Genomic DNA, 25145 nt, shown 5'->3' on the forward strand with positions numbered 1-25145 from the left:
GATCCTTTTTTGTCGTTTACGCCAGTGCACGCCAGGCCTACAGTGACTGCAGTAACTTCACTAAGGAGTCAGTCATGATCAAGGTAGGCATTAACGGTTTTGGCCGTATCGGACGTAACGTATTCCGCGCCGCGCTGGGCAGCAGCGACATCGATATCGTGGCGATTAACGATCTCACCGACAGCAAAACGCTGGCGCATCTGCTGAAGCACGACTCCCTGCTGGGTCGGCTGCCGGCCGAAGTCAGCGCTGGCGACGGCGAGCTGCGCATTGATGGCAAACCTGTGCGGGTGTTCAGCGAGCGCGATCCGGCCAATATTCGCTGGCGTGAAGTGGGCGTGGATATCGTCATCGAAGCCACCGGCTTTTTTACCGAGCGTGACAAGGCCGCGGTGCACATCACGCACGGCGGCGCCAAACGCGTGATCATCTCTGCGCCGGGCAAAAATGATGATTTGACGATTGTGATGGGCGTCAACGACCAGCGCTACGATCCGCAGCAGCACTTTGTGGTGAGTAACGGCAGCTGTACCACTAACGGCCTGGCGCCGGCCGCGCAGGTGCTGCATCAGGCGTTTGGTATTGAACACGGTCTGATGAACACCACCCATGCCTATACCAACAGTCAGGCGCTGCACGACCAGCCAGAGAAAGATCTGCGCGGCGCGCGTGCGGCGGCGCTGTCGATTGTGCCCTACTCTAGCGGCGCGGCTAAAGCGCTTGGCCGGGTGATTCCGGAACTGGAAGGCCGCTTAACCGGTTACTCGCTGCGCGTGCCGGTGCCGGTGGTGTCGGTAGTGGATCTGACGGTGACGCTGAAACGCGACGTGACGGCCGAAGAGGTGAATGACGCCTTTAAAGCCGCTGCTGCTGCCGGCCCGCTGCAGGGTATCCTCGGCTACAGCGATGAGCCGCTGGTCTCCAGCGATTATCAGGGCGATGCGCGCTCATCGATCATCGACGGCTTATCGACGCTGGTTATTGGTGGCAACCTGGTGAAGATCCTTGCTTGGTACGATAACGAATGGGGCTTCTCCAACCGTCTGGTTGACCTCGCGCGCCTGATGGCACAGCGCGGTCTGTAATCTCCCCGGCGGCGTGCGCCCGACCCGCGCACGCCGCGCTAATGCGCCAGATAGAAGATCAGATGCATACCCGGTGCCTGCTCAATTTGCAGCGAGGTAAAGGTATATGTCTGCATCCTCCCTTCGACATCAATCAGAGTTTTATTGCCCGCGCCAATTTTCCCCACATCATGGTCATTCCACAGCGTGCGAAACCCGGCGCTGCGCGCCAGTAAATCCTCGATCACCACCTCGAATTCCTGCGCCTGATTGCTGGCGGCATAACCGGCGCGAAACGCCGACAGCGTATGGCGCGCCGCCTCTTCCCAGCCATGAATGCGCTGCTGGTAGGCTTCACTGATGAACATCAGCTTGAGCGAGTTGCGATCCGCCAGTGGCAGGGCCGCCCAGTCGACAATCAGCGACTGCGCTGCCGGATTCCAGTAGACAATATCCATGTTGGCGCGGCGCACAAATGCCGGATGCGGGTCCAGCGCGTCCACCATCGCCCTCACCTCAGGCGGCAATTCATGGCTGAAGGGTTGCGAATGCGCATTACCAAACACCAGCGCTTCAAGATACTCCTGCTCGGTGACCGAGAGCTGTAGCACTTTGCCGATGCGCTGCAGCGCGGCGGGCGAAATACTGATGTCGCGACCCTGCTCGAGCCAGGTGTACCAGCTGACGCTGACCGCCGCCAGCTGTGCCACTTCTTCGCGCCGCAGTCCGCTGACGCGCCGGTTTTGCTGGCTGAAGCCATAGATCTGCGGATCAATACGCGCGCGCTGGCGGGTAAGGAAGTTTTTAACATCTTCACCACGCGATTTTACGGCATGGGTATGAGCTGTAGTCATAGGATAAACCACCCCATTTTTCACTGACTGATTGACATTTACTATCACCGGACAGAGTAAGGTATCTCAGCGGAGTAAAGCAAAGTATGTCAGCAGATTCAGTTTCCACCGGACGGCAAGCAGTCCGGCACACCCGGGTGAGCCTGATCACCATGCTCACCGGCATGGTGACCCTGATTGTGGTAATGGGTATCGGCCGCTTTTCACTCACGCCGCAGATCCCGCTGATGATCGCCAACGGTCACCTGACGCTCTCCAGCGCTGGCGTGCTGGCGGCGATGAATTACATCGGCTATCTACTGGGCGCACTGCACGTGAGCCGGATGACCGCCCATCACGCGCGCTACCTGAAGGCCGGTTTGCTGGCCACCGCGCTGGTGACTCTGCTCTCCGGCTTTAGTCATGCCTGGGTGCTGCAGTGCCTGTTCCGTGTGGTGGCGGGTATCGGTGGTGCCTGGGCCCTGATTATCGTCACCTCCTGGACGCAGATGGTGCTGGCACAGCAGCAGGCCCCGCGCATGTCCGCCGCGGTATTTGCCGGCCCGGGAGCCGGCATCACCCTGAGCGGCGTGCTGGCGTGGCTTATCACCCGGTTACACCTGAATGACGAACGCGCCTGGCAATGCTACGGCGTGGTAGCGCTGGCTGGCGTGCTGCTGGTGTGGCGCGCGCTGCCCGCGTCGCTCCCCGCCCGGCAGCGGGAAAGTGCGTCGACGGCACCGGGTCGCGAGGTAAAACGGCTATGGCTGGCCTATACGCTGGCCGGTTTCGGCTACATTTTACCCGCGACGTTTTTGTCACAAATGGCGCACAGCCTGTTTGTTCAGGGTCAGCTGGCAGCGCTTTTCTGGCCGCTGTTTGGACTTTGCGCAGTGGCTGGCGTGGTGCTGATTATGCTGTTTTCAGCGCGCCTGAATACGCGCCTCAGCCTGGCGTGGGTTATGATCCTGCAGGGGCTGGGCGTGGCTAGCGGCGTGCTCATCCCGGGCGTGAGCGGGCTGCTGATCTCAACGGTGATGGTCGGGCTGGGGTTTCTTTCGATTATGCAGCTATCGATGCAGCTGGCGCGCGCCGTCTCCAATATCAGCGTGGCAAAAACCGTGGCGATATTGACGTCAGGCTATGCCACTGGTCAGCTAATCGGGCCGCTGATCTCCGCCGCCAGCGTGCAGATTTTTGCTTCCCTGCACCCCGCGCTGCTGCTGGCCGCTGGCGGACTGGTGCTGGGCGGGCTACTGGTGCTGCGCATCCGCCCGCACTGACACGCTTACTTCAGTGCCATCGCCTGCTTCAGCGTGAAGAACAGGTCGGTCTGATCGGTCAGGCCGACCACATTCGCCGCATGCGGCCCGTAGGCCGCGATGCGCAGCTGGGTGCCGGTGTGCTCCTGTGAATCCTCTTCCGAGTTACCGTAGCTGATGGTCATCACCGCGCCATCTTTGGTGTTGAGCGCCTGAGTCAGACCCGGCGCTTTGGTGCCGTTTTCGACGATCTGGCTACTGTGCGCGTGATCGGCGGTTACCACCACCAGCGTATCGCCGTGCTCGCGCGCATACGCCAGCGCCACCTGCACCGCCTCATCTAAATCAACGGTTTCACCAATCTGACCGCACGGGTTAGCAGCGTGATCCTGCTTATCAATCGACGCGCCCTCCACCTGCAGGAAGAAGCCATGACGGTTGTGGCTGAGCAGGTCGATGGCTTTTTGTGTCATCTGCGCCAGGGTTGGCATTGATGCCGGACGATCTTTGTTGACCTCACAGGTCACCACCGGTTTATCCAGATTGCCGTGATAGCTGGCTTTCGGCCCCTGCCAGCGCACCGGCATGTTGCCCTCCGAGAACAGCCCCAGCAGTGGCGTCTGTTGATTCGCCTGCTGTACCGCATTCAGCGCGGCGAGATTATCGACCAGCTGGAATCCCCGTACTTCGGCCTGCTCGCGCAGGGTTTTGCCCTGATAGACACCCGCTTTAGCTCGCTCAGCGAAGGATTTGGCACCGCCGCCCAGCGTGACGTCGGGACGGGTTTGCAGCAGCTGCTCGCTGATCGATCCTTTCCCGCCCTGCTCCAGCGCGTTACCCGGACATAGCTCGCTGGTTTTTTCCGGGCCGTAGCATTTGCGCGAGGTAACGTGCGCCATCAGCGCGGCCGGCGTGGCATCCTGCAGTTCTGCGGTGGAGACGTTGCCGGTGGCTTTGCCTGCTGCTTTCGCCAGCTCAAGCAGCGTGACCTGATCTGTGCCGTTGACATCGACGCCAATCGCGCCGTTATAGGTTTTCGTGCCGGTGGCCCAGGCGGTGGCCGACGCGGCAGAATCCGTTACGTAGTTTGGCTTATGCGTTTTCTTGTCCAGCGAGTAATGGGTGTACTGGCCGGTGAGCGGCAGCGCATCAATACCAGCAAAGAAGCCGCCGGCCCCCATCGCCTGATTGCGCGCCACGGTGATTTCGGAATCGCCCATGCCATCGCCAATCAGCAGGATGACATTCTTCGCCGTGCTATTGCTCAATGAGGCTTTCAGCGCTTCGGTCTGGTCACCGCTCAGGCGACGCGCGCCGCCGTGCTGGGTGATATCGCCGGTGGCGGCGCGTTGATAGCTGGCGCTCTCTGCCAGCGCGGACGTGGTGGTGAGTGAAGCCAGCAGAGAGAGCGTGAAAAGAGGTAAGCGTTTCATTTATCAGCATCCTTATCCGTAGATATAACCCAATGTTTCCGCCGACAAGTCTGCGACAATGCGGTGACACTTTTGTGTCAGTTAAGGAATGTTTTGATGACAAAAGCGGCAAAGTGGAGAGGCTTAAGGCAATCTGCGCAGAGGTTAAGCGAATAGAAAAAAAGGAGAAAATAGCCCTTGACCCTTATCGCTGAACTCCCTATAGTAGCGCCCCGTTGACCCAGTGCGGTCAGCAAACAAAATGTGGTGAGGTGTCCGAGTGGCTGAAGGAGCACGCCTGGAAAGTGTGTATACGGCAACGTATCGGGGGTTCGAATCCCCCCCTCACCGCCATCATTTATATAAAAGTGCCCAGTTAATAGCTGGGCATTTTTATTTGTATATTCTCCAGACGTGGGGGGGATGAGAATCCCCGATGGGGGGTTCGACAACTGGCGCATGCCAGTTGGACAGCGGAGCCTGCGACGCTGCCCGCAGGGTGAGCGAAGCGAATCAATCCCCCCCTCACCGCCATCATTCAGAGAAGAGCCTGTACGCAAGTACGGGCTTTTTTCATTTATATTCTCCAGGCGCGGGGGGATGAGAATCCCCGATGGGGGGTTCGACAACTGGCGCATACCAGTTGGACAGCGGAGCCTGCGACGCTGCCCGCAGGGTGAGCGAAGTAACAAAATGGCAGGATAGCCGTTTTGCATGGCTGCAAGCCACCCGAAGGGCGAGGCACAAGGATGTGTCGAGTGACATCAATCCCCCCCTCACCGCCATCATTTATATAAAAGTGCCCAGTTAATAGCTGGGCATTTTTATTTGTCTGTTATCCAACCGCTTTTGTGCCACAGGACGCATAATCGAAAGATCCCTTTTCGCTGCAATATCGCATGGGCAGCGGACCGTGTACTCTTACCGGAAATTCTGCAGGGTATCCTTTTCATCCACTGATGATGTCTTTGAATTAAGAGGGAATGCGCGATGACCAGACTGAAAAAGCACCGGCCCTGTTCCGGCCACTCTTTTCGCTGTTTACTGAGAGGGACGAACCCTTGCCTGAGGGGAGAGCGTTAACATGGCCGTTCAGTCACATGTCACCCATATTCTTACGGAACTCGCCCACAACGCCCGGCAGATAGACGAGAGTCAGGCGCAGGCATTGATCGCACAAATTCGCAGTGCCAAACACATTTTCCTGCAGGGTGCCGGGCGCAGCGGCATTGCTATCCGCGCGTTCGCTAACCGTCTGTTGCATTTGGGTTTCTCGGTCAGCATGGTGGGTGAAATCTCGTCACCCCACTCCAGACCTGGCGATTTATTGATTATTGGTTCTGGCAGTGGCGAAACCGCGAGCCTGAAAGCGCTGGCGCTGAACGCCGTTGAGCGCGGTGTCGATGTGGCGCTGATTACCCTGAAAGCTGATTCAGGCATCGGCAGACTGGCCAAATGCGTGTTGGTGTTACCCGGCAACGTTAAAACCGATAACGCACGCAGCGCCGGACGATTCTCGCAGCCAATGGGCTCGGCCTTTGAGCAGCTTTGCTTTATCACCTGTGACGCCATGGTGCTTGAAATCATGCATCAGTGTGGTGAAACCAGCGAGAGCATGTTCAGCCGCCATGCGGACTTCGAATAACAGCATAACGCGTTCCCGAACGTCGCTGATTTATACACGGCAAACCTGACACCGAAAGCCTGTGTGCTGACACGCTGTCGCCGCTGATACGGGTGTGCAGGTTAGATAATTTATTCTGTTTATATTTAAGCGTAATTGATTTCCCTGGTGCCGGACTCAGTTATTGATGTGGATAAGGCCACGCATGATCGAGGCCGGTTGATGACATGATGCCCGTGACGGCCAGCCAGGCGATCACCAGCGCGAAGACAATAATTGCTGTAATTTCAATTGATTTAATCCAATGACGCTTAGCCATAAATACCCCCTTCTCAGTTCAGGTGTTTGTACACGCTTCTCTGAAGATAAGATGTTACCGGTAAAGCGCAAGCGTTGATCACATCATGAAACATAAAGCACAGCTTATTGATTATTTGCGGCGCGAAAATTTGACATAACCGTTTGCCTGTCTGCTGGCATCCTGGTGCATCCGGGTTTTTGGTGGGGTGAGTGATGTGATCATTCAGACGCTGCGTGCACCGGGCTGACCGCATCCGTTGCCGCTAACCCATTTTTGTGACGCACAATATCCGCCATGATTGCCAGCGCGATCTCCGCCGGGGTTTTGCTGCCGATATCCAGCCCAACCGGTGCGTGAATGCGCTGCAACTGCGTCGGCGTCAGCTCCGCAATCGCGCTCAGGCGCGCTTTGCGTTTTGCGCTGTTGCGCTGCGAGCCCATCGCACCAAGATAAAATGCCGGCAGATTGACCGCTTCCATCATGGTGAGATCGTCAATACGCGCATCATGCGTCAGCGAGAGGATCGCCGTAGCGGCATGACAGCCCTCGCGTTCCAGATACACCGCCGGAAACTGCTGCACCAGTTTGACGTCCGGCGCCAGTTCGGCCGCCATATTGCTCAGCACCTCTTCACGGTGTTCACAGACGATGGTTTCGAATCCCAGCGCCAGCGCGAAGTTGGCACAGTAAACGGCGACGCTGGAGAGTCCGGCAAGAATCAGGCGCGGCGCAGCACTCAGGGTCAGAACGATTTCATCATCAGTGACCTGGGTGCGGGTGCGGCGGGTATAAGGTGCCGGTTCGAGCGCGTGACACGGCTGGGGCAGCGTCAGGCGTTTGGTGATGGCACGCGCGCCGGTCAGCGCATCCTCCAGTTGCTGTAAATAGCGCAGCGTAGCGGCACCGGCAGGCAACCGTTCGACCAGAATATCCAGTACGCCGCCGCACGGCAGCGCGCGGTCAGGCGTGTCGCCTCCCTCACCATAGCGCACCAGTTGACTGGCGGCAGAGAACGCCTGCTGCTGAACGCGGGTGATAAAATTCTCCTCGACGCAGCCACCGGAAAGGGAACCGCTAAAGCGCCCATCGGCGCGAATCACCATCATCGCGCCCGGCGGGCGCGGCGATGAGCCGTACGTGCTGAGCACGGTACACAGCCACACCGGCTGCGCTTCCGCCCACTGCTGCGCCATCCTTACCACCTGCACATCAAGAGAGTGCATGACTTTCTCCGCTCATCGTTTCCGCCCTTTTTCTTCCCGTAAGCATAGCAATGAAAAACCCGGCCGCAGCCGGGTTGAGATTAGCTATTTTTTCAAGGTTAACTGTAAGCATGCAGCGTGCGCTGGCACAGTGCCGAGCGAACGCAGTCGTCTTTACCGAAACGCACCACGCCAATCATCTCATCCTCTTCGAAGCGCGCCAGCGCATCGGCAAGGCCAGATTTGACGCTGGCGGGCAGGTCGCACTGGGTGACATCACCGTTGACAATGACGGTGACGTTTTCGCCCAGGCGGGTCAGGAACATCTTCATCTGCGCAGCGGTGACGTTTTGCGCCTCATCCAGAATCACCACCGCATTCTCAAAGGTACGTCCGCGCATATAAGCGAAGGGCGCGATCTCTACCTTGGCGATTTCGGGTCGCAGGCAGTACTGCATAAAGGAAGCGCCGAGACGTTTAACCAGAACGTCGTAAACCGGTCGGAAATAGGGAGCGAATTTCTCGGAGATGTCTCCTGGCAGGAAACCGAGATCTTCATCCGCCTGTAAAACCGGGCGCGTCACAATGATCCTTTCGATGTCCTTATTGATCAGGGCCTCGGCTGCTTTCGCAGCGCTGATCCAGGTTTTACCGCAGCCGGCTTCACCGGTCGCGAATATCAGCTGTTTCGTTTCTATGGCGTTAAGATAGTGCGCCTGAGCATCGTTTCTGGCCTCAATTGGTGACCGGTCACGCACATCGCGCGCCATGCCAATTGCATCCAGCCCACCCATCTGCACCAGCGAAGTGACCGATTCTTCTTCACGCTGACGATGACTGCGAGAGTCACTGCGAAGCACTCGGCGGGCTTCACGACGCGCTTTGATCACTGCTTTCTGTCTTCCCATAGTGGCACCTTACAGTTGGTTTCATTTATCGCGGCGGATCACCCGCGGCGATGATTTGAACGCTTTAGAGGTTTTGTTGGCTTCCTTGTAAGCCGTATCGAGCCAGTGAGAAAAGTGTGCAACAACGCCGAAACGCTGCCGCGCACCGGTAAACATCGGAAAAGAATTCGAAGGCAATAAAAGAAAAGTGAAGAGGATTCTCACGCGGGAGGCCATCCCCCGCAGCGTACTGCGCTAGCTGAAGTGTATTTAACTGTCCGTATAAGGACCGGGCCATGCGCGAACTCCAGTGGACTTAGCCACACAACTGACGACGCTATGACTAAAGTTCATCATATTTCCGCCGATTTGCAACACTATTTTTACTTTACGGCAAAGAAAACCCGCGTGGCGCTGCCCTAGCCCGGTGCGCTTAAATTAAATTAATAATAATATTCAGTAAGATAGGTAATTCGGCATTTAACAAACTGTTTCAGAAAATTCGGACATCACAGCGAGACAGGAGAAATTTAAGGCGGGCTTAACAGCAGCGCCTGGCACCGCGAACGGTGGACAAGCGCTGTATATTAATTAATCAGGCTTCGAGCAACGGCTGCCCCAGATAATGATTTTTGTCCGCCACGCCGGGCAAAACAAAAAAGTATCCGCCGCCGATAGGACGAATATATTCTTCCAGCGCTTCGCCGTTCAGCCGTTTCTGCACGGTAATAAAGCCTTTGCTTAAATCGTGCTGATAACAGACGAACAGCAGCCCCATATCCAGCTGCCCTGCCCCGGTAATCCCCGAGGAATAACTGTAGCCGCGCCGCAGCATCAGGCTGCTGTCGGTTTGCGGCGTGCGCGGATTGGCGAGCCGGATATGCGCATCCAGCGCAATAATTTCGCCGTCAGGGTCGCGGGCGTAATCCGGCACGTCGTGCTCGTGCTGCATCCCCAGCGGCGCACCAGACAACTTCTCACGACCAAAAATGGTTTGCTGCTCGCCCAGCGGCGTGCGGTCCCACATTTCAACGTGAAAACGGATGATGCGTACCACCTGATAGCTGCCGCCGTGCGTCCACGCCGGTTCCTGCTGTTCCGGTGTCACCCACAGCAGCTGGTCCATCAACTGCGCATTATGCGTATCCGGATTGGCGGTTCCATCCTTGAAACCCAGCAGGTTGATCGGCGTTTCGCGCCCTTTGCTGCGTGCAGCGTGATCGGCGATAAAGCCGTCGCGCCGCCAGCGCACCGCCAGCAGATCCGGCGTGTGCTTGATGATATCGCGCAGTGCGTGAATCACCGTATCCTGGGTATTGGCGCAGATCTGAATCAGCAGGTCGCCATGGCACTGTGCGGCGTCGAGCGAATCGTTGGGAAAGCGTGTCATCGTCTGCAGCTGGCTGGGCTTATGCGCGGCCAGCCCGAAGCGCTCGTCGAACAGTGAATCACCCACCGACAGCGTCAGGGTCAGGTTATCGGGCGCAATGTCCGCACCCAGGATGCCGGAGTCGAGCGGCGGCAGCTGCGGATTGGGCACCGCCGGCGCCGGTCCGCCCTGGGTGAGAAAGGCAAAGCGCTGCGTCAGCAGCCGCAGCAGGCGTTCCAGTTCGGCTTTATCACCGGCCAGCACATCAAACGCCACCAGCATCATAGATGCCTGCTGCGGCGTCAGGATGCCGGCCTGATGAGCGCCGTAAAACGGTTGCGCCTGCTGGCGCGCATCGGGTGCAACCGTGGCGGGTGAGAAACTCTCTGCCGCGCTGGCGGCATGGAACGGACAGCCGCCGCCCAGTGCCGCCGCGCCACCCAGCATGCCCAATCCCTGTAACAGACGACGACGCGACGGTTGCGCCGCGTCATTTTTTTTACTCATGATTAATCAAGACCTAAAGTGCCGCGCAGCAGGGAGAGATCTTCCGCCAGCGTGGTGATGGGCCCTTTCAGCGCATTACGGTCGCTGGTGGTCAGCTTTTCATAGGAAGCAAAACCGTCTTTGGTGCGGTATTTGCTGAGAATGCCATCCACCTTCTTAAAGTTCGCGTCCACTTTCGCCAGCAGCTGCGGATTGGCTTTTTGCAGCAGAGGACGCAGCAGATCAACGATTTTCTGTGCGCCGTCGATGTTGGCCTGAAAATCGGACAGATCGGTACGGCTGTAGCGATCTTCCTCACCGGAGATTTTGCTGGACGCTACCTCTTCAATCAGGCCTGCCGCGCCACCGACCACTTTCGCCGGCGGGAAGGCCAGCTCGCTGACGCGGGTTTGCAGATCCTGCACATCCTTATACAGCTGGCCAGCGAACGCGTCCGCGCCTTTGGTGGTGTTGTCGGCGAACAGCAATTTTTCCAGCCGGTGGAAGCCGGTAAATTTCGGATCTTCCGCTTTTTTCTCGAAGTCATCTTCACGCGCGTCAATACTGCCGTCGAGGTCAGAGAACAGTTCGGCAATCGGCTCGATGCGCTCATAGTGCACGCGCGTCGGCGCATACAGCGCTTTGGCTTTTTCCACGTCACCGGCTTTTACCGCGTCGGTAAAGGCTTTGGTGCCGGCCACCAGCGCGCTCACTTCTGCCATCACGTAGACTTTGTAATCGGCAATCGGCCCGACCAGCTGCAGCACGTCTGGCTTGCCGCTGCTGGCGGTTTGGCTGTCACCGCTGACCACCAGCTTGCCTTTCGGATTGGTGAGCAGGCCGCAGGTCATGTCATATTCACCCGCTTCCAGGTTGGCGGTGAGCTTCTGGCTGAAGCCGGGCGCGATGTTTTCGCGCTCTTCCACCACCATCACGCCTTTGAGGATTTCCCACTCCAGCGCTTTCTGGCTGTTGTTTTTGATGATGAACTGGGTTTTACCGGCCTGCACGTTGAGCGACATCGGCTCGCACTGCTTGTCAGTGACCGTCACCGTGACCTGCGGTACGGCAGCGGCAGAAGCGGCACCGGACAGCGCCAGCATGGAGAGCAACAGCGCCTTACGGCGGAAGCGAATCGTCATAGTCATATCCCTGTTACATGAAGGTACAGGCGCACGCGCGCCTGCGAAAAGTTAGCGCACCGACCGTGCAGCGCTGGGTGCCGGACGCGCCGGGAAGAAAAACAGCAGCAGCGCTGGGATCAGGTAAATCAGCCATACCGCGACTTCGCTGACGCTCGGCGCTTCCTGATAACCCAGAATGCCTTCCAGCAGCGTGCCGAAGATCGAATGGGTCGAGAGCGTGTTGCTGAAGTCAAACGCGGTCGCCTGGAAGTGGTTCCACAGTCCCGCCTCGTGGAAGGCGCGGATCGCCCCCGCTGCCAGTCCGGCCGCCACCAGCAGGATGAACAGGCTGGTCCAGCGGAAGAAATGCGCCATGTTAAGGCGCACGCCGCCGTAGTAAATCAGCATGCCCAGCACGATGGCGGTCGCCAGACCCAGCACCGCGCCAATCGGTGGCGCATAGCCAACATCCTGGGTAAACGCGGCCAGCAGAAAGAACACCGACTCCAGCCCTTCCCGCGCCACGGCGAGAAACACCATCAGCACCAGCGGCAACCCGCTGCCGCCCGGCTTCTGCAGCGCCTGATCGACGGATTTTTCCAGCGTGGCTTTGATATTGCGCGAAACCTTGCGCATCCAGAACACCATCGAGGTGAGGATCACCACGGCAATCACCGCCACGATGCCCTCAAACAGTTCCTGCTGTTTCTGCGGGAACTCACCGGTGGTTTCGTTGATGAAAATACCGAGCGCGAGACACAGCACCGCAGCGATAAACACGCCGGCCCACATCGCGGGGAACCACTGGCTGCGCTGGGTGCGTTTGAGATAGCTGGCAATCAGGCTGACGATGAGTGCTGCCTCGAGACCTTCGCGCAGCATAATGAGAAAGGGAACGAACATCACCAACCTCTTGAATGTTAAGGAGGGTAAACCTTAGGTAAAAATACGTAAAGTGCGAACGATATCGATTATCATTATCGCGGATGAAAATACAAGTCACCGCGCGAAATTAATTTTGCTTTTGCGGGTCAGGTAGCGATGCGGGAAAGTCAGGGTGGAGTGACAGATTAGGCGATAAATCGCGCGCAGAGGACGTGACACTAACAGTGCGGGGAGCACGGCACTCGCGCTCCCCGCTTTACTCAGGCCAACACCGTTATTTGGTGTTGTATTCCGCTTCGGCAGCAATAAAACGCTGCTGCGCTTCAGCCGACGGTTCGCGACCGGCCAGGCTCACCACGACAATCGCGATGCTGGCAAACAGGAAGCCCGGGATGATTTCATACAGATTGAGCCAGGCGTACTGCTTCCAGATCAGCACCGTGGCGGCACCGATAATCATGCCGGCCAGCGCGCCGTTGCGCGTCATGCGCTTCCAGCACACGCCGAACAGCACCACCGGACCGAATGCGGCCCCGAAGCCTGCCCAGGCGTAGCTCACCAGGCCGAGCACGCGGTTCTCCGGGTTGGAGGCCAGCGCAATCGACACCAGCGCAATCACCAGCACCATTAAACGGCCAACCCACACCAGCTCTTTCTGGCTGGCATTTTTACGCAGGAAACCTTTATACAGGTCTTCGGTCAGTGCGCTCGAGCACACCAGCAGCTGACAGCTCAAGGTCGACATCACCGCCGCCAGAATAGCTGACAGCAGAATACCGGCGATCCACGGATTGAACAGAATACGTGCCAGCTCGATAAACACGCGCTCGCCGTTTTCGCTCACGCCCGCCGCCTGATCCGGATGGTTCTGGAAATAGGCGATGCCGAAGAAGCCCACCGCGACGGCACCGGCCAGGCACAGGATCATCCAGGCCATGCCGATGCGGCGTGCAGTACGAATAGAACGGTGCGAGTCTGCGGCCATGAAGCGCGCCAGAATATGCGGCTGGCCGAAGTAGCCAAGGCCCCAGCCGAGCAGTGAAATCACCGCCACGAAGTTCAGGCCCTTCAGCATATCGAGGTTTTCCAGGCTTTTCGCTTCAATCACGGCCAGCGAATCATCCAGGCCACCGACGGCGATAATCACAATTACCGGCGTCAGAATCAGGGCAAAAATCATCAGGCTGGCCTGTACGGTATCGGTCCAGCTCACCGCAAGGAAGCCGCCCACCAGCGTATAAAGAATGGTTGCTGCCGCGCCAGCCCACAGTGCGGTTTCATAACTCATGCCGAAGGTGCTTTCAAACAGGCGCGCACCCGCAACCACGCCCGAGGCGCAGTAAATGGTGAAGAAGATCAGGATTACCAGTGCCGAGATGACGCGCAGAATTTTGCTGTGGTCTTCGAAGCGGCTGGTGAAAAAGTCTGGCAGGGTTAAGGCGTTATTGTGATGCTCGGTCTGCACGCGCAGGCGACCCGCAACAATTTTCCAGTTCAGCCACGCGCCAATCGTCAGGCCGATGGCAATCCAGCTCTCAGAGATCCCGGAGAGAAAAATCGCGCCCGGCAGTCCCATCAGCAGCCAGCCGCTCATGTCCGAGGCCCCGGCCGACAGCGCGGTTACCACGCTGCCCAGGCTGCGACCGCCCAGAATATAGTCGTCAAAGTTTTTGGTTGAGCGGTACGCGATAAAACCAATCAACACCATCCCGAGGATGTAAATGATAAATGTCACCAGCATCGGTGTACTTACTGTCATCTGTCTCTCCACTTATTATTTGATCTCTTAAGAGAAATCTTTTTCCTGCGTTACCGGAACGGGATAACGTCAGGGCTTTACCGCATCCAGAGAAAGCGATTTCTCATAAGGCGCGGTATCCTGCCGCAAAGGTGCGACGCGCACAATGCATTTAACACAGCTGTTACCTGGGTTTCACCTGACTTTGCATTTTTCATGCTCACAGGTTGCGCCTGTTCACATTTTAAGTTGCACCTGATGTTAGCCAGGAGGCGTCCTGTTGCAGTGGGTTGCAACTCTGGCGAGATTCTTGCAGCAAGTTCTGTGCCGCTTTTGCTGCGTTAACAAAAAAGCCGGTTAAAAACGTGCAACCGGGGTCACATTTAACACGGTTGCACAAAGTTGCAACATGAGTGATAGTGCAGCCCACGCTGACGTTGATTCACATTTTGAGGACGAGGAAATCATGGGAACCACCACCATGGGGGTGAAGCTGGATGAAGCCACCCGCGATCGCATTAAACTGGCGGCGCAAAAGATTGACCGCACGCCACACTGGCTGATCAAGCAGGCAATTTTTAACTATCTCGGCCAGCTGGAAGCGGGAGAAACGCTGGCGGAGATCCCGCTGCAGCTGAATGATGCCGCAGACGATGAGCGCGTGCCGGAAGAGAGCTTCCAGCCTTTCCTCGACTTCGCTGAACACATTTTGCCACAGTCGGTCAGCCGCTCGGCCATCACCGCCGCGTGGCGTCGTCCGGAGACCGATGCGGTGCCGATGCTGCTGGAGCAGGCGCGTCTCCCTGCCCCGCTGGCAGAGAAAACCCACCAGCTGGCTTACAGCCTGGCGGACAAGCTACGGCACCAAAAAGGGGCAACCGGACGCGCCGGCATGGTGCAAAGCCTGCTGCAGGAGTTCTCGCTCTCGTCTCAGGAAGGCGTGGCGCTGATGTGCCTGGCGGAAGCGCTGCTGCGTATTCCTGACAAGCCCACCCGCGATGCGCTGATCCGCGATAAAATCAGCAACGGCAACTGGCAGTCCCATCTGGGCCGCAGCCCGTCGATGTTCGTCAACGCCGCCACCTGGGGCCTACTGATTACCGGTCGTCTGGTCTCCACGCACAATGAAGCCAACCTGTCTAAATCGCTGAACCGCATCATCGGCAAGAGCGGCGAACCGCTGATCCGCAAAGGCGTGGATATGGCGATGCGCCTGATGGGCGAACAGTTCGTCACCGGCGAAACCATCGCCGAGGCGCTGGCCAACGCGCGCAAGCTGGAAGAGAAAGGCTTCCGCTACTCGTATGACATGCTGGGCGAAGCGGCACTCACCGCCAGCGATGCCAAAGCCTATCTGATCTCCTATCAGCAGGCGATCCACGCTATTGGTAAAGCCTCCAACGGGCGCGGCATTTATGAAGGTCCGGGCATTTCCATCAAGCTGTCGGCGCTGCATCCGCGCTACAGCCGCGCGCAGTATGAGCGGGTGATGGAAGAGCTTTACCCGATCCTGAAATCGCTGACGCTGCTGGCGCGCTCGTATGACATCGGCATCAACATCGATGCTGAAGAAGCCGATCGCCTGGAGCTGTCGCTCGATCTGCTGGAAAAACTCTGTTTTGAGCCGGAGCTGGAAGGCTGGAACGGCATCGGTTTCGTGATTCAGGCTTATCAGAAGCGCTGCCCGTTTGTGATTGATGCGCTGGTGGATCTGGCGCAGCGCAGCCGCCGTCGTCTGATGATCCGTCTGGTGAAAGGCGCTTACTGGGATAGCGAAATCAAGCGCGCGCAGATGGAAGGCCTTGAAGGCTATCCGGTTTACACCCGCAAGGTGTACACCGACATCTCCTACCTCGCCTGTGCGCGTAAACTGCTGGCGGTGCCTAACCTGATTTATCCGCAGTTTGCTACTCACAACGCCCACACCCTGGCGGCGATCTACCAGCTGGCGGGCAACAACTACTATCCTGGCCAGTACGAATTCCAGTGCCTGCACGGCATGGGCGAACCGCTGTACGAGCAGGTGGTGGGCAAAGTGGCCGATGGCAAGCTGAACCGGCCGTGCCGGATTTATGCGCCGGTCGGTACCCACGAAACGCTGCTGGCCTACCTGGTGCGTCGCCTGCTGGAAAACGGCGCCAATACCTCGTTCGTCAACCGCATCGCTGACAACACGCTGCCGATTGACGAGCTGGTGGCCGATCCGGTGGCTGCAGTGGAAAAAATGGGGGTCGCAGAAGGCGCCATTGGCCTGCCGCATCCGAAGATTCCGCTGCCGCGCGATCTGTATGGCGACAAGCGTGTTAACTCTGCCGGTCTGGATCTGGCCAACGAACACCGCCTGGCGTCGCTCTCCAGCGCCCTGCTCTCCAGCGCCAGCCAGCCGTGGCAGGCTCAGCCGATCATTGATGGCGAGCTGGGTAGCGGCAGCAGCCGCGCGGTGATCAACCCGGCCACGCCGGCAGATATCGTCGGCAGCGTGCGGGAAGCTACCCCTGAAGAGGTCTCCTGTGCGCTGGATGCCGCAGTGAATGCCGGACCGATCTGGTTCGCCACGCCGCCGCAGGAGCGCGCCGCGATCCTCGAACGTGCCGCCCAGACGATGGAAGATCAGATGCAGCAGCTGATTGGTTTGCTGGTGCGTGAGGCAGGCAAAAACTACAACAACGCCATTGCCGAAGTGCGCGAAGCGGTGGACTTCCTCTACTACTACGCCGGCATGGTGCGTGACGATTTCGATAACGAAACCCATCGCCCGCTCGGTCCGGTAGTGTGCATCAGCCCGTGGAACTTCCCGCTGGCGATTTTCACCGGCCAGATTGCCGCCGCCCTGGCGGCCGGCAACAGCGTGCTGGCGAAACCCGCCGAGCAGACGCCGCTGATTGCCGCGCAGGCGGTGCAGATCATGCTGGATGCCGGCGTACCGGCCGGCGTGCTGCAACTGCTGCCCGGCCAGGGCGAAACGGTGGGTGCGCAGCTGACCGGCGACGAGCGGGTGCGCGGCGTGATGTTCACCGGCTCAACCGCAGTCGCCACCCTGCTGCAGCGCAACCTCGCTGGCCGCCTCGATCCGCAGGGTCGTCCGACGCCGCTGATCGCCGAAACCGGCGGCATGAACGCCATGATCGTCGACTCTTCCGCGCTTACCGAACAGGTGGTGGTGGATATCGTCGCGTCCGCGTTTGACAGCGCCGGCCAGCGCTGCTCGGCGCTGCGTCTGCTGTGCATCCAGGACGATGTGGCGGACCACACGCTGAAAATGCTGCGTGGTGCCATGGCCGAATGCCGCATGGGCAATCCGGAGCGTCTGTCGACCGACGTCGGTCCGGTGATCGACGCTGAAGCCAAAGCCAACATCGAGCGTCATATCCAGGCGATGCGCAATAAAGGCTTTACCGTGTATCAGGCGGTGCAGGAGCATCCGCAGGACAGCAAAGAGTGGCACAGCGGCACCTTTATCAAACCGACGCTGATTGAGCTCGATCAGGTCAGCGATCTGGATAAAGAGGTGTTCGGTCCGGTGCTGCACGTGGTGCGCTTTGCGCGCAACAACCTGCCGCAGCTGATTGAGCAGATCAACGCCTCGGGCTATGGCCTGACGCTCGGCGTGCATACCCGAATCGATGAAACCATTGCGCAGGTGACGGCCGGGGCGAAAGTCGGCAACCTGTACGTTAACCGTAACATGGTCGGCGCGGTGGTCGGCGTGCAGCCGTTCGGTGGCGAAGGTCTGTCGGGCACCGGTCCGAAAGCCGGCGGTCCGCTCTATCTCTACCGCCTGCTGGCCCATCGTCCGGATGGCGCCCTGCGCATCACCTTTGATCGTCAGGATGCCGAACGGCCGGTGGACAGCAGCGTGCGCACCACGCTGCTGAGCGCGCATCAGGCATTGCAGAGCTGGGCACAGGATAAGCCGGAGCTGCTGGCGCTGTGTCAGCGTTACGATGCGCTGAGCCAGGCCGGAACCGTGCGACTGCTGCCGGGCCCGACCGGTGAGCGCAACACCTTTACGCTGCTGCCGCGCGATCGGGTACTGTGTATCGCGGACAATCAGCAGGATGCGCTGATTCAGCTGGCGGCGGTCACCAGCGTCGGTAGCCAGGCACTGTGGCAGGATGACGAGCTGCACCGGACGCTGCGCCAGTCGCTGCCGGCCGCGGTGCAGGCGCGCATCACGCTGGCGAAAGATGTGCTGGCGGCGGAGTTTGATGCGGTGATCTATCACGGCGATGCCGATCAGCTGCGCAGCCTGTGCGAACAGATTGCCGCCCGCGAAGGCGCGATTGTGTCAGTGCAGGGCTTTGCCCGCGGCGAGACCAATCTGCTGCTGGAACGTCTGCTGATTGAGCGCTCGCTGAGCGTCAATACCGCGGCCGCCGGCGGCAACGCCAGCCTGATGACCATTGGTTAAGTAAAGCAGGATCGCCATGGATGGCGCAATGGGGATCGGTGAAGGACACCGCAAGTTGCAACGAGGCCGTAGCGGCGCCATTCATTGTGCGATGAATCGCGCCGCTACGAAACGTGCCCTCGTTTTTGTACCACTTTAAAACTTACCAGCGCACATCACGCCACCGACTTACTGCGTTTCAAACCAATCAGCGTCGGGAACACAAACAGCGACTGCCCCAGCCCGCGGTTGGTCAGCGACCACACCGCCACCGAACACAGCGAACAGATGCCGACAATTGCCAGCGGATAGAAGCACGCCCACAGCAGCGCAAACCACACCTGCTCAAACAAATGATGGCGCTGCGCAAACAGAATCGCTGACATACCGAAGAACTCAATAAAAATGCGGTGGATAACGTAGATCTGCAGCGTGTTGCGGCCAATCCAGTTGAAGTAACGCATGCTGAAGTGCGCGTTGAGCCAGCGGCACGCCGCCACGCTCACCAGCACCGCGATGATGCACATGAACAGGCTCTTATCGAGGCCAAAAATCACGTGCAGACCGGACAGTGCAGCCAGCGCGGCCCACGGCAGAAGGTTCTCGCGGCGCAGCTGACTCAGGCGCAACATCAGCGGGCTCCAGAACGCGCCCAGCAGGAAGAACAGGAAATACTGCGCCACGCTCTGCGGTCCCCAGTAGGGAATGATCTTCTCCACCGCCAGATAATTCAGCACCACCGCCGCGACCAGCAGCGCCACTTGGTGCTGGCGGAAGATTTTGGCGCACAGAAAGTAGATCGCCAGACCGTACAGGTACCACGAGGTACTCATTGCCAGGAAGGTCAGCTTAAGGAACTCCAGCAGCGAACCGGCGTAAGCCGCGTTGAGATTCTGCGAGATACGCTGGCCGGTGATTTCAGTCGAAATGCCGACAATCGACCACCACTGAATAAAGCCCCATAGCACATAGAGATAGAACAGATTAGTAATGCGACTGGTAAACACCTGTTTCCACGGCCGGTTGAGAATGCCGTTGGTGGCAAGCAGGCCGGAGACGAAGAAAAAGGCGGGCATACGCAACGGTGATAACACCGTATTAAACTGCACCCATATTTCCGCCGGGATCCAGCCGGCGCTGAGATATTTAACCGTGCCTTCAAAGCCTGGTAATACGGTGTGGTACAGCACCACCAGCAATATGCACCCCCCTTTCAGGGTATTCACCCATGCAATATCTTCTTTCCTGGCGTTATTCATATTTTTGACTCCTGCTGCGGTGTAGGTCTTAAAGGAGAAGAATGAAGAAACAGGCAGTAAAGCCTTTATGGTTATTCAACGATTATTCAACAAGCAGCAGGGACTGACTCTAGCGAAACTCCTAAAACTTTTTCGCTGGTCCTGATATAACAATACTTTACAGTACCAGAGATAAATTGACCGCCCGGCGGGTTAGCCGTGAATAGCTGTTATTTAAGCATTCATGGCATAATTTGACGCCGCGCCGCGCACGTAATGCCGCGCGGAAATTAAGAACATTCCGCAGCGGAGTAAACCAGCATTAATTATATCACCGGGAAATAAATTTATTAATGCGTCAAAAAGGTAAGCGCGGTATTTAATATTTTGCTAAAGGGAAAATAATTCGGGCCAGCGAACCGGCCCGGAGAGATTATTGATTGAGAAACTTATCGAGAAATTGCCGGGTGCGTGCCTGCTGCGGATTGCTGAACAGCGCTTTAGCCGGGCCCTGCTCCACAATACGCCCCTGATCCATAAAAATGGCGCGATCGGCGACGTCACGCGCGAAGCTCATCTCATGCGTGACGATCACCATGGTGCGTTTCTCCTGCGCCAGCGCGCGGATGGTGCTGAGCACCTCGCCCACCAGTTCAGGATCCAGCGCCGAGGTTGGCTCATCGAACAGAATCACCTGCGGGCGCATCGCCAGCGCCCGGGCAATTGCGACGCGCTGCTGCTGACCGCCGGAAAGCCGGCGCGGGAAACTCTCTTCCTTACCGTGCAGACCGACCTTCTCCAGCAGCGTGCGCGCGCGCGCAATGGCTTCCGCCTTCGCTTCGCCTTTGACGATCACCGGCCCTTCAATGATGTTCTCCAGCACCGAACGGTGCGGGAACAGGTTGAAGTTCTGGAACACAAAGCCGACCTGCTGGCGCAGCTGCCGCACTTTATCCTTCTGCTTATGCAGGCCGAGGCTGGCGTCGATGCTGATGTCACCAACTTTGACCTGGCCGCTTTCCGGCACTTCCAGCAGATTAATACTGCGCAGCAGCGTGGTTTTGCCCGAACCGCTCGGACCGATGATCGCCACCACTTCGCCGGGCGCGACATCGAGATCGATACCGTGCAGCACCGTCTGGCCGTGAAACTGTTTCACCAGCTGACGGACTTCAATTGCACTCATCTTGCCTCCCGATCCTGACGATTGACGTGCGCTTCCAGCCGGTTTTGCAGCGCCGACAGCACCGTAGCCATCACCCAGTAAATCAGCGAGGCCGCCAGATACATGGTGAACACTTCCAGCGTGCGCGAGGTGATCAGCTGCGCCTGCCGGAACAGCTCCGGCACCTGAATGGTGGCCGCCAGCGAGGTATCTTTCACCAGGCTGATAAAGCTGTTACCGAGCGGTGGCAGCGCAGTGCGCGCCGCCTGCGGCAGAATAACGCGACGCAGCGTCTGCCACGGCGTCATGCCGATACTGGCGGCCGCTTCCCACTGACCGCGCTCAATAGCCGCAATCGCGCCGCGCAGCGATTCCGAGGCATAGGCCGCGGTGTTGAGTGACAAACCAATCATGGCTGATGGAATCGGGTCGAGCTCAATGCCAAACTGCGGCAGACCGTAGTAGATCATAAACAGCTGGGCAATCAGCGGCGTGCCGCGAAAGATCGACACATAGAAACGCGCCAGCCAGTTAACCGGCCAGAAGCGTGACAGGCGCATCAGCGCCAGCACGAAGCCGAGTATCAGGCCGAAGAACATCCCGCCGATACTCAGCTGCAGCGTGAACAGCGCGCCTTTCAGCAGAAAAGGTGCTGAATCCAGCACCAGCTGTAAACTTTCCTGCATTATTTCGTGACGTCCGCGCCGAACCACTTCTCAGACAGCTTGCTCAGCGAGCCGTCTTTCTGCATGTCGGCAATGGCACCATCAATCGCTTTCAGCAGCGATTCATTGCCTTTACGCAGCGCCACGCCCGCTTCCAGACGGGAGAACGCCGGGCCCGCCACCGCCATGGTATTGCCGGTTTTCTTCACCAGATCCAGCGCGGCTAAGCGGTCGACCAGAATGGCATCAACGCGGCCTGAACGCAGATCCTGATATTTGGTTGGGTCATCGTCATAGGTACGGATATCGACGCCTTTGACGTTGTCGCGCAGCCACTGCTCGTAGTTAGAACCGAGACCCACGCCAACTTTCTTGCCGGACAGATCTTCCGGTTTGGTGATGGAGCCCGCGTTCTTCTTCAGCGTCAGCGCCTGCACGCCGGAGATGGTGTACGGCGTGGAGAAGTCATACTTCTTCTTGCGCTCGTCGGAGATGGTCACCTGGTTGATCACCACGTCGATACGTTTGGAATCCAGCGAGGCCAGCATACCGTCCCATTTGGTCGGTTTGAGATCCGCTTTCACGCCGAGGTGTTTTGCCAGCTCCTGGGCAAACTCGACTTCAAAACCGGTCAGCTTGCCGTTTTCATCCTGGAAGCTGAACGGCGGATAGGTGCCTTCCAGCCCGACGCGCAGCTCACCTTTGCTCTTGACCTGCGCCAGCAAATCTTCTGCCGCAAAGCTTTTTACGTTCACGCCCGCCACCAGTGCGACCGCCATCATTCCCATCACCAGCTGGCGACGAATCGGAGAGAAAGCCATGTTTACCCCATTATTGTGATGTGTTGTGTGCTTATGGTTAATTAACGCTCATTTTGGGCGCGGCGCGCTTTATCTCGCAATAAAGGGTGCCGCTCCGCGATGTGCTCTTTGTAATAACCGCTGGATTATAAACCTTTTTTTGCTGCTGTCTCATACCGAAGGATGATAAGCAAATAACGCCGGTGCGCCACCGGTATGCACAAACAGCAGCGGCCCTTCCCGGCGGAAACGGTTCTGGCTGATGCCATCGATCAGGCCCGCCATCGCTTTGCCGGTGTAGACCGGGTCGAGCATGATGCCCTCCAGCCGCGCCAGCAGGCGCACCGCTTCCATGCCTTCGTCATTGGGTTCGCCGTAGCGCGGCGCAAAATAGTCATCCCACAGGGTTACCGGCGCACGCGCTTCCAGCTCCAGCTGCTGTGCCAGCGCGCTGCGAATGCGCTCCACCACCGGCAGCTGCGCCTCGACCTTGCGCGACACCGTCACGCCCACCAGCTCGCTATTCGGCAGCAGCTGTTCCAGACCGACCGCCAGCCCGGCATGCGTCCCGGCACTGCCCGACGCTACCACCACCGCAGCGAAATCCACCACGCCTTCGCTTTGATGGGCAATCTCCTGCGCGCATTCGACGTAGCCGAGCGCGCCAAGCGCATTCGAGCCGCCTACCGGCACAATGTAAGGCCGGAAGCCCTGCGCTTCCAGCCGTTCCGCCTGCTCTGCCAGCTGCTGCGGCGGATTGTGCAGCGCATCAACCATCACGACCTCGACATCCATCAGGTCCAGCAGCAGGCGGTTGCCGTTGCTCAGGTAGTTGGCGGCGTCGGTGCCAATCGGGTTCTCCAGCAGCGCCACGCATTTCAGGCCCAGGCGCGCCGCCACGGCTGCCGTCTGGCGCACGTGGTTGGACTGGATCGCACCGGCGGTCAGCAGCACATCGGCGCCTTCACGCAGCGCATCGGCAGCGAGAAATTCCAGTTTACGCAGCTTGTTACCGCCCAGCGCCACCGGCGTGACGTCATCACGTTTAATAAAGATATCGCGTCCGAGGTAATCAGACAGGCGTGGCAAATGCTCTAACGGCGTCGGTGCGCCAAGCAGTTCAAGACGGGGAAACTGGTGCAGAAGATGTAAGGACAATGCAGCCTCCATTCGGGCAATGTGCAGTTATCCTTACAGTGTTGCAGAAGATGAGAAAAGTCGCATCCGGAATTGATCGCGACGCGCCCCGGTTGCTGGCATGCTCACCAGTAACCGGGGCTGAATCACCCTCAGCCGCGCTGCCAGCCTAAGAACTGGTCATATTTGCGCAGTGCAATACGGTAGTTATTGTTGCCCGCATCGGGCAGATCGTTTTGCAGACACTCATGCCAGCTGTTGCCCCGTAACCTTTCTGCCGGGAAATTTTTCGCTTTCAGCATGTCATCAAGACGACGCAGACGCACCACATATTCACGAATGGTACTGTGACTCATCTCGGTCTGCTCAAACAGATATTGTTTGAACGCCATGATATCGAAGTAATTCGGATGGGTATTACAAAAAATATCGCTGCAGAAACGGCACAGCGCCGTCAGTTCCGGCTGGAGTTTCATCCATACCTGATCGTCAATCATCTGGTCCATGCGTGCGATGGCCTCTTTATTGATGATCTGGCCGCGAAACACTAACGCCATACGGTCTAAAACTTTGCCACAGTGTGAACAGTTGCTTTGGCTGTGTTTGTAGTCTTTAAGGTAGCGACTTAACGGTCTGGCTTTAACTTTGGCTCCCATTGCTGAGTCCCCGGTTTTTTTATTTTTGGTTCCCCAGGAACTGAGTCTGTTAGCGCGCTCCCGTCAAACGGGCCCGCAGGCGTTTGATCGCCTGACTGTGCAACTGGCTGACGCGGGATTCCCCCACTTCCAGCACCGCGCCAATCTCTTTCAGGTTCAGTTCTTCCTGGTAGTACAGTGTGAGCACCAATTTTTCGCGTTCAGGCAACGCCTCAATCGCTTCAATCACGCGTTCACGCAGGTTTCCTTCCATTAACTGATGCAACGGGTTGGCTTCCTCATGCCCCTCCGTGACCAGTTCCGCACTGTCGCCGTGTTCTTCCCGATACTCGTCGTACGAGAAAAGCTGGCTGTTATTGGTATCCAGCAGAATCTGCCGGTACTCTTCCAGCGAAACATTCAACCGCTCAGCCACTTCCTGCTCGGTAGCCGCGCGCCCCAACGCTTGCTCTACCTGATGCATAGCGCCGGCCACCTCGCGCGCATTACGACGTACGCTGCGTGGTGCCCAGTCGCGGCTGCGCAGCTCATCCAGCATTGCGCCCCGGATACGCTGCACGGCGTAGGTGGTAAAGGCGGTGCCCTGCAGCGCGTCATAGCGCTCCACGGCATTCAGTAAGCCAATACCACCGGCCTGCAGCAGATCGTCAAGCTCAACGCTGGCTGGCAAACGCACCTGCAGGCGCAGCGCTTCATGCCGCACCAGAGGAACGTAGCGCTGCCAGAGCGAATGTTTATCCATCACGCCATCGGCGGTATAGAGATCGTTCACGTTGACTACCCTGCGTTAATAAAGTTATCGGCATGATTATCCAATTCTGTAGCGGTTTCGATTGGCAGAATAGGCAGGCAAAAGCGAGGTTATTTCAAATTTGTTATAGATGGCGGTGGATCGCACCGCCATTGT

Annotated in this window: 20 protein-coding genes and 1 tRNA gene; 5 read left to right on the top strand and 16 right to left on the bottom strand. The window is 58.2% G+C overall.

All coding sequences use genetic code 11. The annotated features are described in order from the left end of the window. The first annotated feature begins 74 nt into the window (after positions 1–74). Positions 75–1085 carry a type I glyceraldehyde-3-phosphate dehydrogenase gene (gene gap / locus F3J36_RS05225; RefSeq protein WP_021509920.1) on the top strand — a complete coding sequence of 337 codons (1011 nt, stop codon included), beginning with the start codon at positions 75–77 and terminating at the stop codon, positions 1083–1085. Between the two features lie 38 nt (positions 1086–1123). Here gap and F3J36_RS05230 read toward each other — a convergent pair whose 3' ends face one another. Then, positions 1124–1918 (bottom strand): helix-turn-helix transcriptional regulator, encoded by a 795-nt coding sequence (locus F3J36_RS05230; protein ID WP_166719083.1) that lies wholly within the window; start codon positions 1916–1918, stop codon positions 1124–1126. 86 nt (positions 1919–2004) lie between these two features. On the opposite strand from F3J36_RS05230, the gene F3J36_RS05235 reads away from it, so the two are divergent. After that, positions 2005–3180: a YbfB/YjiJ family MFS transporter gene (locus F3J36_RS05235; RefSeq protein ID WP_166719084.1), complete on the top strand. Its 1176-nt coding sequence runs from the start codon at positions 2005–2007 to the stop codon at positions 3178–3180. A gap of 5 nt (positions 3181–3185) precedes the next feature. On the opposite strand, the gene phoA is transcribed toward F3J36_RS05235, so the two are convergent. Further along, positions 3186–4592 (bottom strand): alkaline phosphatase, encoded by a 1407-nt coding sequence (gene phoA, locus F3J36_RS05240; protein WP_166719085.1) that lies wholly within the window; start codon positions 4590–4592, stop codon positions 3186–3188. Positions 4593–4837: 245 nt separating this feature from the next. Here phoA and F3J36_RS05245 point away from each other — a divergent pair. Beyond that, positions 4838–4925: transfer RNA gene (locus F3J36_RS05245), tRNA-Ser, on the top strand. Positions 4926–5655: 730 nt separating this feature from the next. Beyond that, positions 5656–6216 carry a 6-phospho-3-hexuloisomerase gene (gene hxlB, locus F3J36_RS05250; RefSeq protein ID WP_166719086.1) on the top strand — a complete coding sequence of 187 codons (561 nt, stop codon included), beginning with the start codon at positions 5656–5658 and terminating at the stop codon, positions 6214–6216. 160 nt (positions 6217–6376) lie between these two features. Here hxlB and F3J36_RS05255 read toward each other — a convergent pair whose 3' ends face one another. The 7 genes from F3J36_RS05255 to putP all read right to left on the bottom strand — a co-directional run bounded on the left by F3J36_RS05255 (position 6377) and on the right by putP (position 14208). Then, positions 6377–6514 carry a hypothetical protein gene (locus tag F3J36_RS05255; protein ID WP_166719087.1) on the bottom strand — a complete coding sequence of 46 codons (138 nt, stop codon included), beginning with the start codon at positions 6512–6514 and terminating at the stop codon, positions 6377–6379. Positions 6515–6714: 200 nt separating this feature from the next. Then, positions 6715–7719 carry an XdhC family protein gene (locus F3J36_RS05260; protein WP_166719088.1) on the bottom strand — a complete coding sequence of 335 codons (1005 nt, stop codon included), beginning with the start codon at positions 7717–7719 and terminating at the stop codon, positions 6715–6717. A 98-nt stretch (positions 7720–7817) separates the two neighbouring features. Further along, positions 7818–8606: a phosphate starvation-inducible protein PhoH gene (gene phoH / locus F3J36_RS05265; RefSeq protein ID WP_021509913.1), complete on the bottom strand. Its 789-nt coding sequence runs from the start codon at positions 8604–8606 to the stop codon at positions 7818–7820. A 574-nt stretch (positions 8607–9180) separates the two neighbouring features. After that, on the bottom strand, positions 9181–10461 hold the full coding sequence (gene efeB, locus F3J36_RS05270) for an iron uptake transporter deferrochelatase/peroxidase subunit (RefSeq protein ID WP_166719089.1): 1281 nt from the start codon (positions 10459–10461) through the stop codon (positions 9181–9183). A gap of 2 nt (positions 10462–10463) precedes the next feature. Then, complete coding sequence (gene efeO / locus F3J36_RS05275) at positions 10464–11582, bottom strand: iron uptake system protein EfeO (protein WP_166719090.1); 1119 nt, start codon at positions 11580–11582, stop codon at positions 10464–10466. A gap of 51 nt (positions 11583–11633) precedes the next feature. Next, a complete protein-coding gene (gene efeU, locus F3J36_RS05280; protein WP_058757424.1) occupies positions 11634–12467 on the bottom strand; it encodes an iron uptake transporter permease EfeU in 834 nt (277 codons plus the stop codon). 256 nt (positions 12468–12723) lie between these two features. Continuing rightward, a complete protein-coding gene (putP, locus tag F3J36_RS05285) occupies positions 12724–14208 on the bottom strand; it encodes a sodium/proline symporter PutP (RefSeq protein WP_058780697.1) in 1485 nt (494 codons plus the stop codon). Between the two features lie 445 nt (positions 14209–14653). Between putP and putA the strand changes: the two genes are divergently transcribed. After that, a complete protein-coding gene (gene putA, locus F3J36_RS05290) occupies positions 14654–18598 on the top strand; it encodes a trifunctional transcriptional regulator/proline dehydrogenase/L-glutamate gamma-semialdehyde dehydrogenase (RefSeq protein WP_166719134.1) in 3945 nt (1314 codons plus the stop codon). Between the two features lie 155 nt (positions 18599–18753). On the opposite strand, the gene F3J36_RS05295 is transcribed toward putA, so the two are convergent. The 7 genes from F3J36_RS05295 to F3J36_RS05325 form a co-directional block, all read right to left on the bottom strand. Continuing rightward, positions 18754–19836 (bottom strand): acyltransferase family protein, encoded by a 1083-nt coding sequence (locus F3J36_RS05295; protein WP_166719091.1) that lies wholly within the window; start codon positions 19834–19836, stop codon positions 18754–18756. A gap of 412 nt (positions 19837–20248) precedes the next feature. After that, on the bottom strand, positions 20249–21001 hold the full coding sequence (tcyN, locus tag F3J36_RS05300; RefSeq protein ID WP_021509905.1) for an L-cystine ABC transporter ATP-binding protein TcyN: 753 nt from the start codon (positions 20999–21001) through the stop codon (positions 20249–20251). After that, positions 20998–21666 (bottom strand): cystine ABC transporter permease, encoded by a 669-nt coding sequence (gene tcyL / locus F3J36_RS05305; RefSeq protein WP_058757420.1) that lies wholly within the window; start codon positions 21664–21666, stop codon positions 20998–21000. The genes tcyN and tcyL overlap by 4 nt, the downstream gene beginning before the upstream one ends. Beyond that, positions 21666–22466, bottom strand: coding sequence for a cystine ABC transporter substrate-binding protein (tcyJ, locus tag F3J36_RS05310; protein WP_021509903.1), 801 nt, complete (start codon positions 22464–22466; stop codon positions 21666–21668). The genes tcyL and tcyJ overlap by 1 nt, the downstream gene beginning before the upstream one ends. A 150-nt stretch (positions 22467–22616) precedes the next feature. Next, complete coding sequence (locus tag F3J36_RS05315) at positions 22617–23603, bottom strand: D-cysteine desulfhydrase (RefSeq protein WP_021509902.1); 987 nt, start codon at positions 23601–23603, stop codon at positions 22617–22619. Between the two features lie 131 nt (positions 23604–23734). Next, complete coding sequence (gene fliZ, locus F3J36_RS05320) at positions 23735–24238, bottom strand: flagella biosynthesis regulatory protein FliZ (RefSeq protein WP_031280184.1); 504 nt, start codon at positions 24236–24238, stop codon at positions 23735–23737. A gap of 49 nt (positions 24239–24287) precedes the next feature. Beyond that, complete coding sequence (locus tag F3J36_RS05325) at positions 24288–25010, bottom strand: RNA polymerase sigma factor FliA (RefSeq protein ID WP_021509900.1); 723 nt, start codon at positions 25008–25010, stop codon at positions 24288–24290. Positions 25011–25145: the final 135 nt, after the last annotated feature.

The organism is Pantoea sp. Cy-640, assembly GCF_011752635.1.
GTDB classification, from domain to species: domain Bacteria; phylum Pseudomonadota; class Gammaproteobacteria; order Enterobacterales; family Enterobacteriaceae; genus Pantoea; species Pantoea dispersa.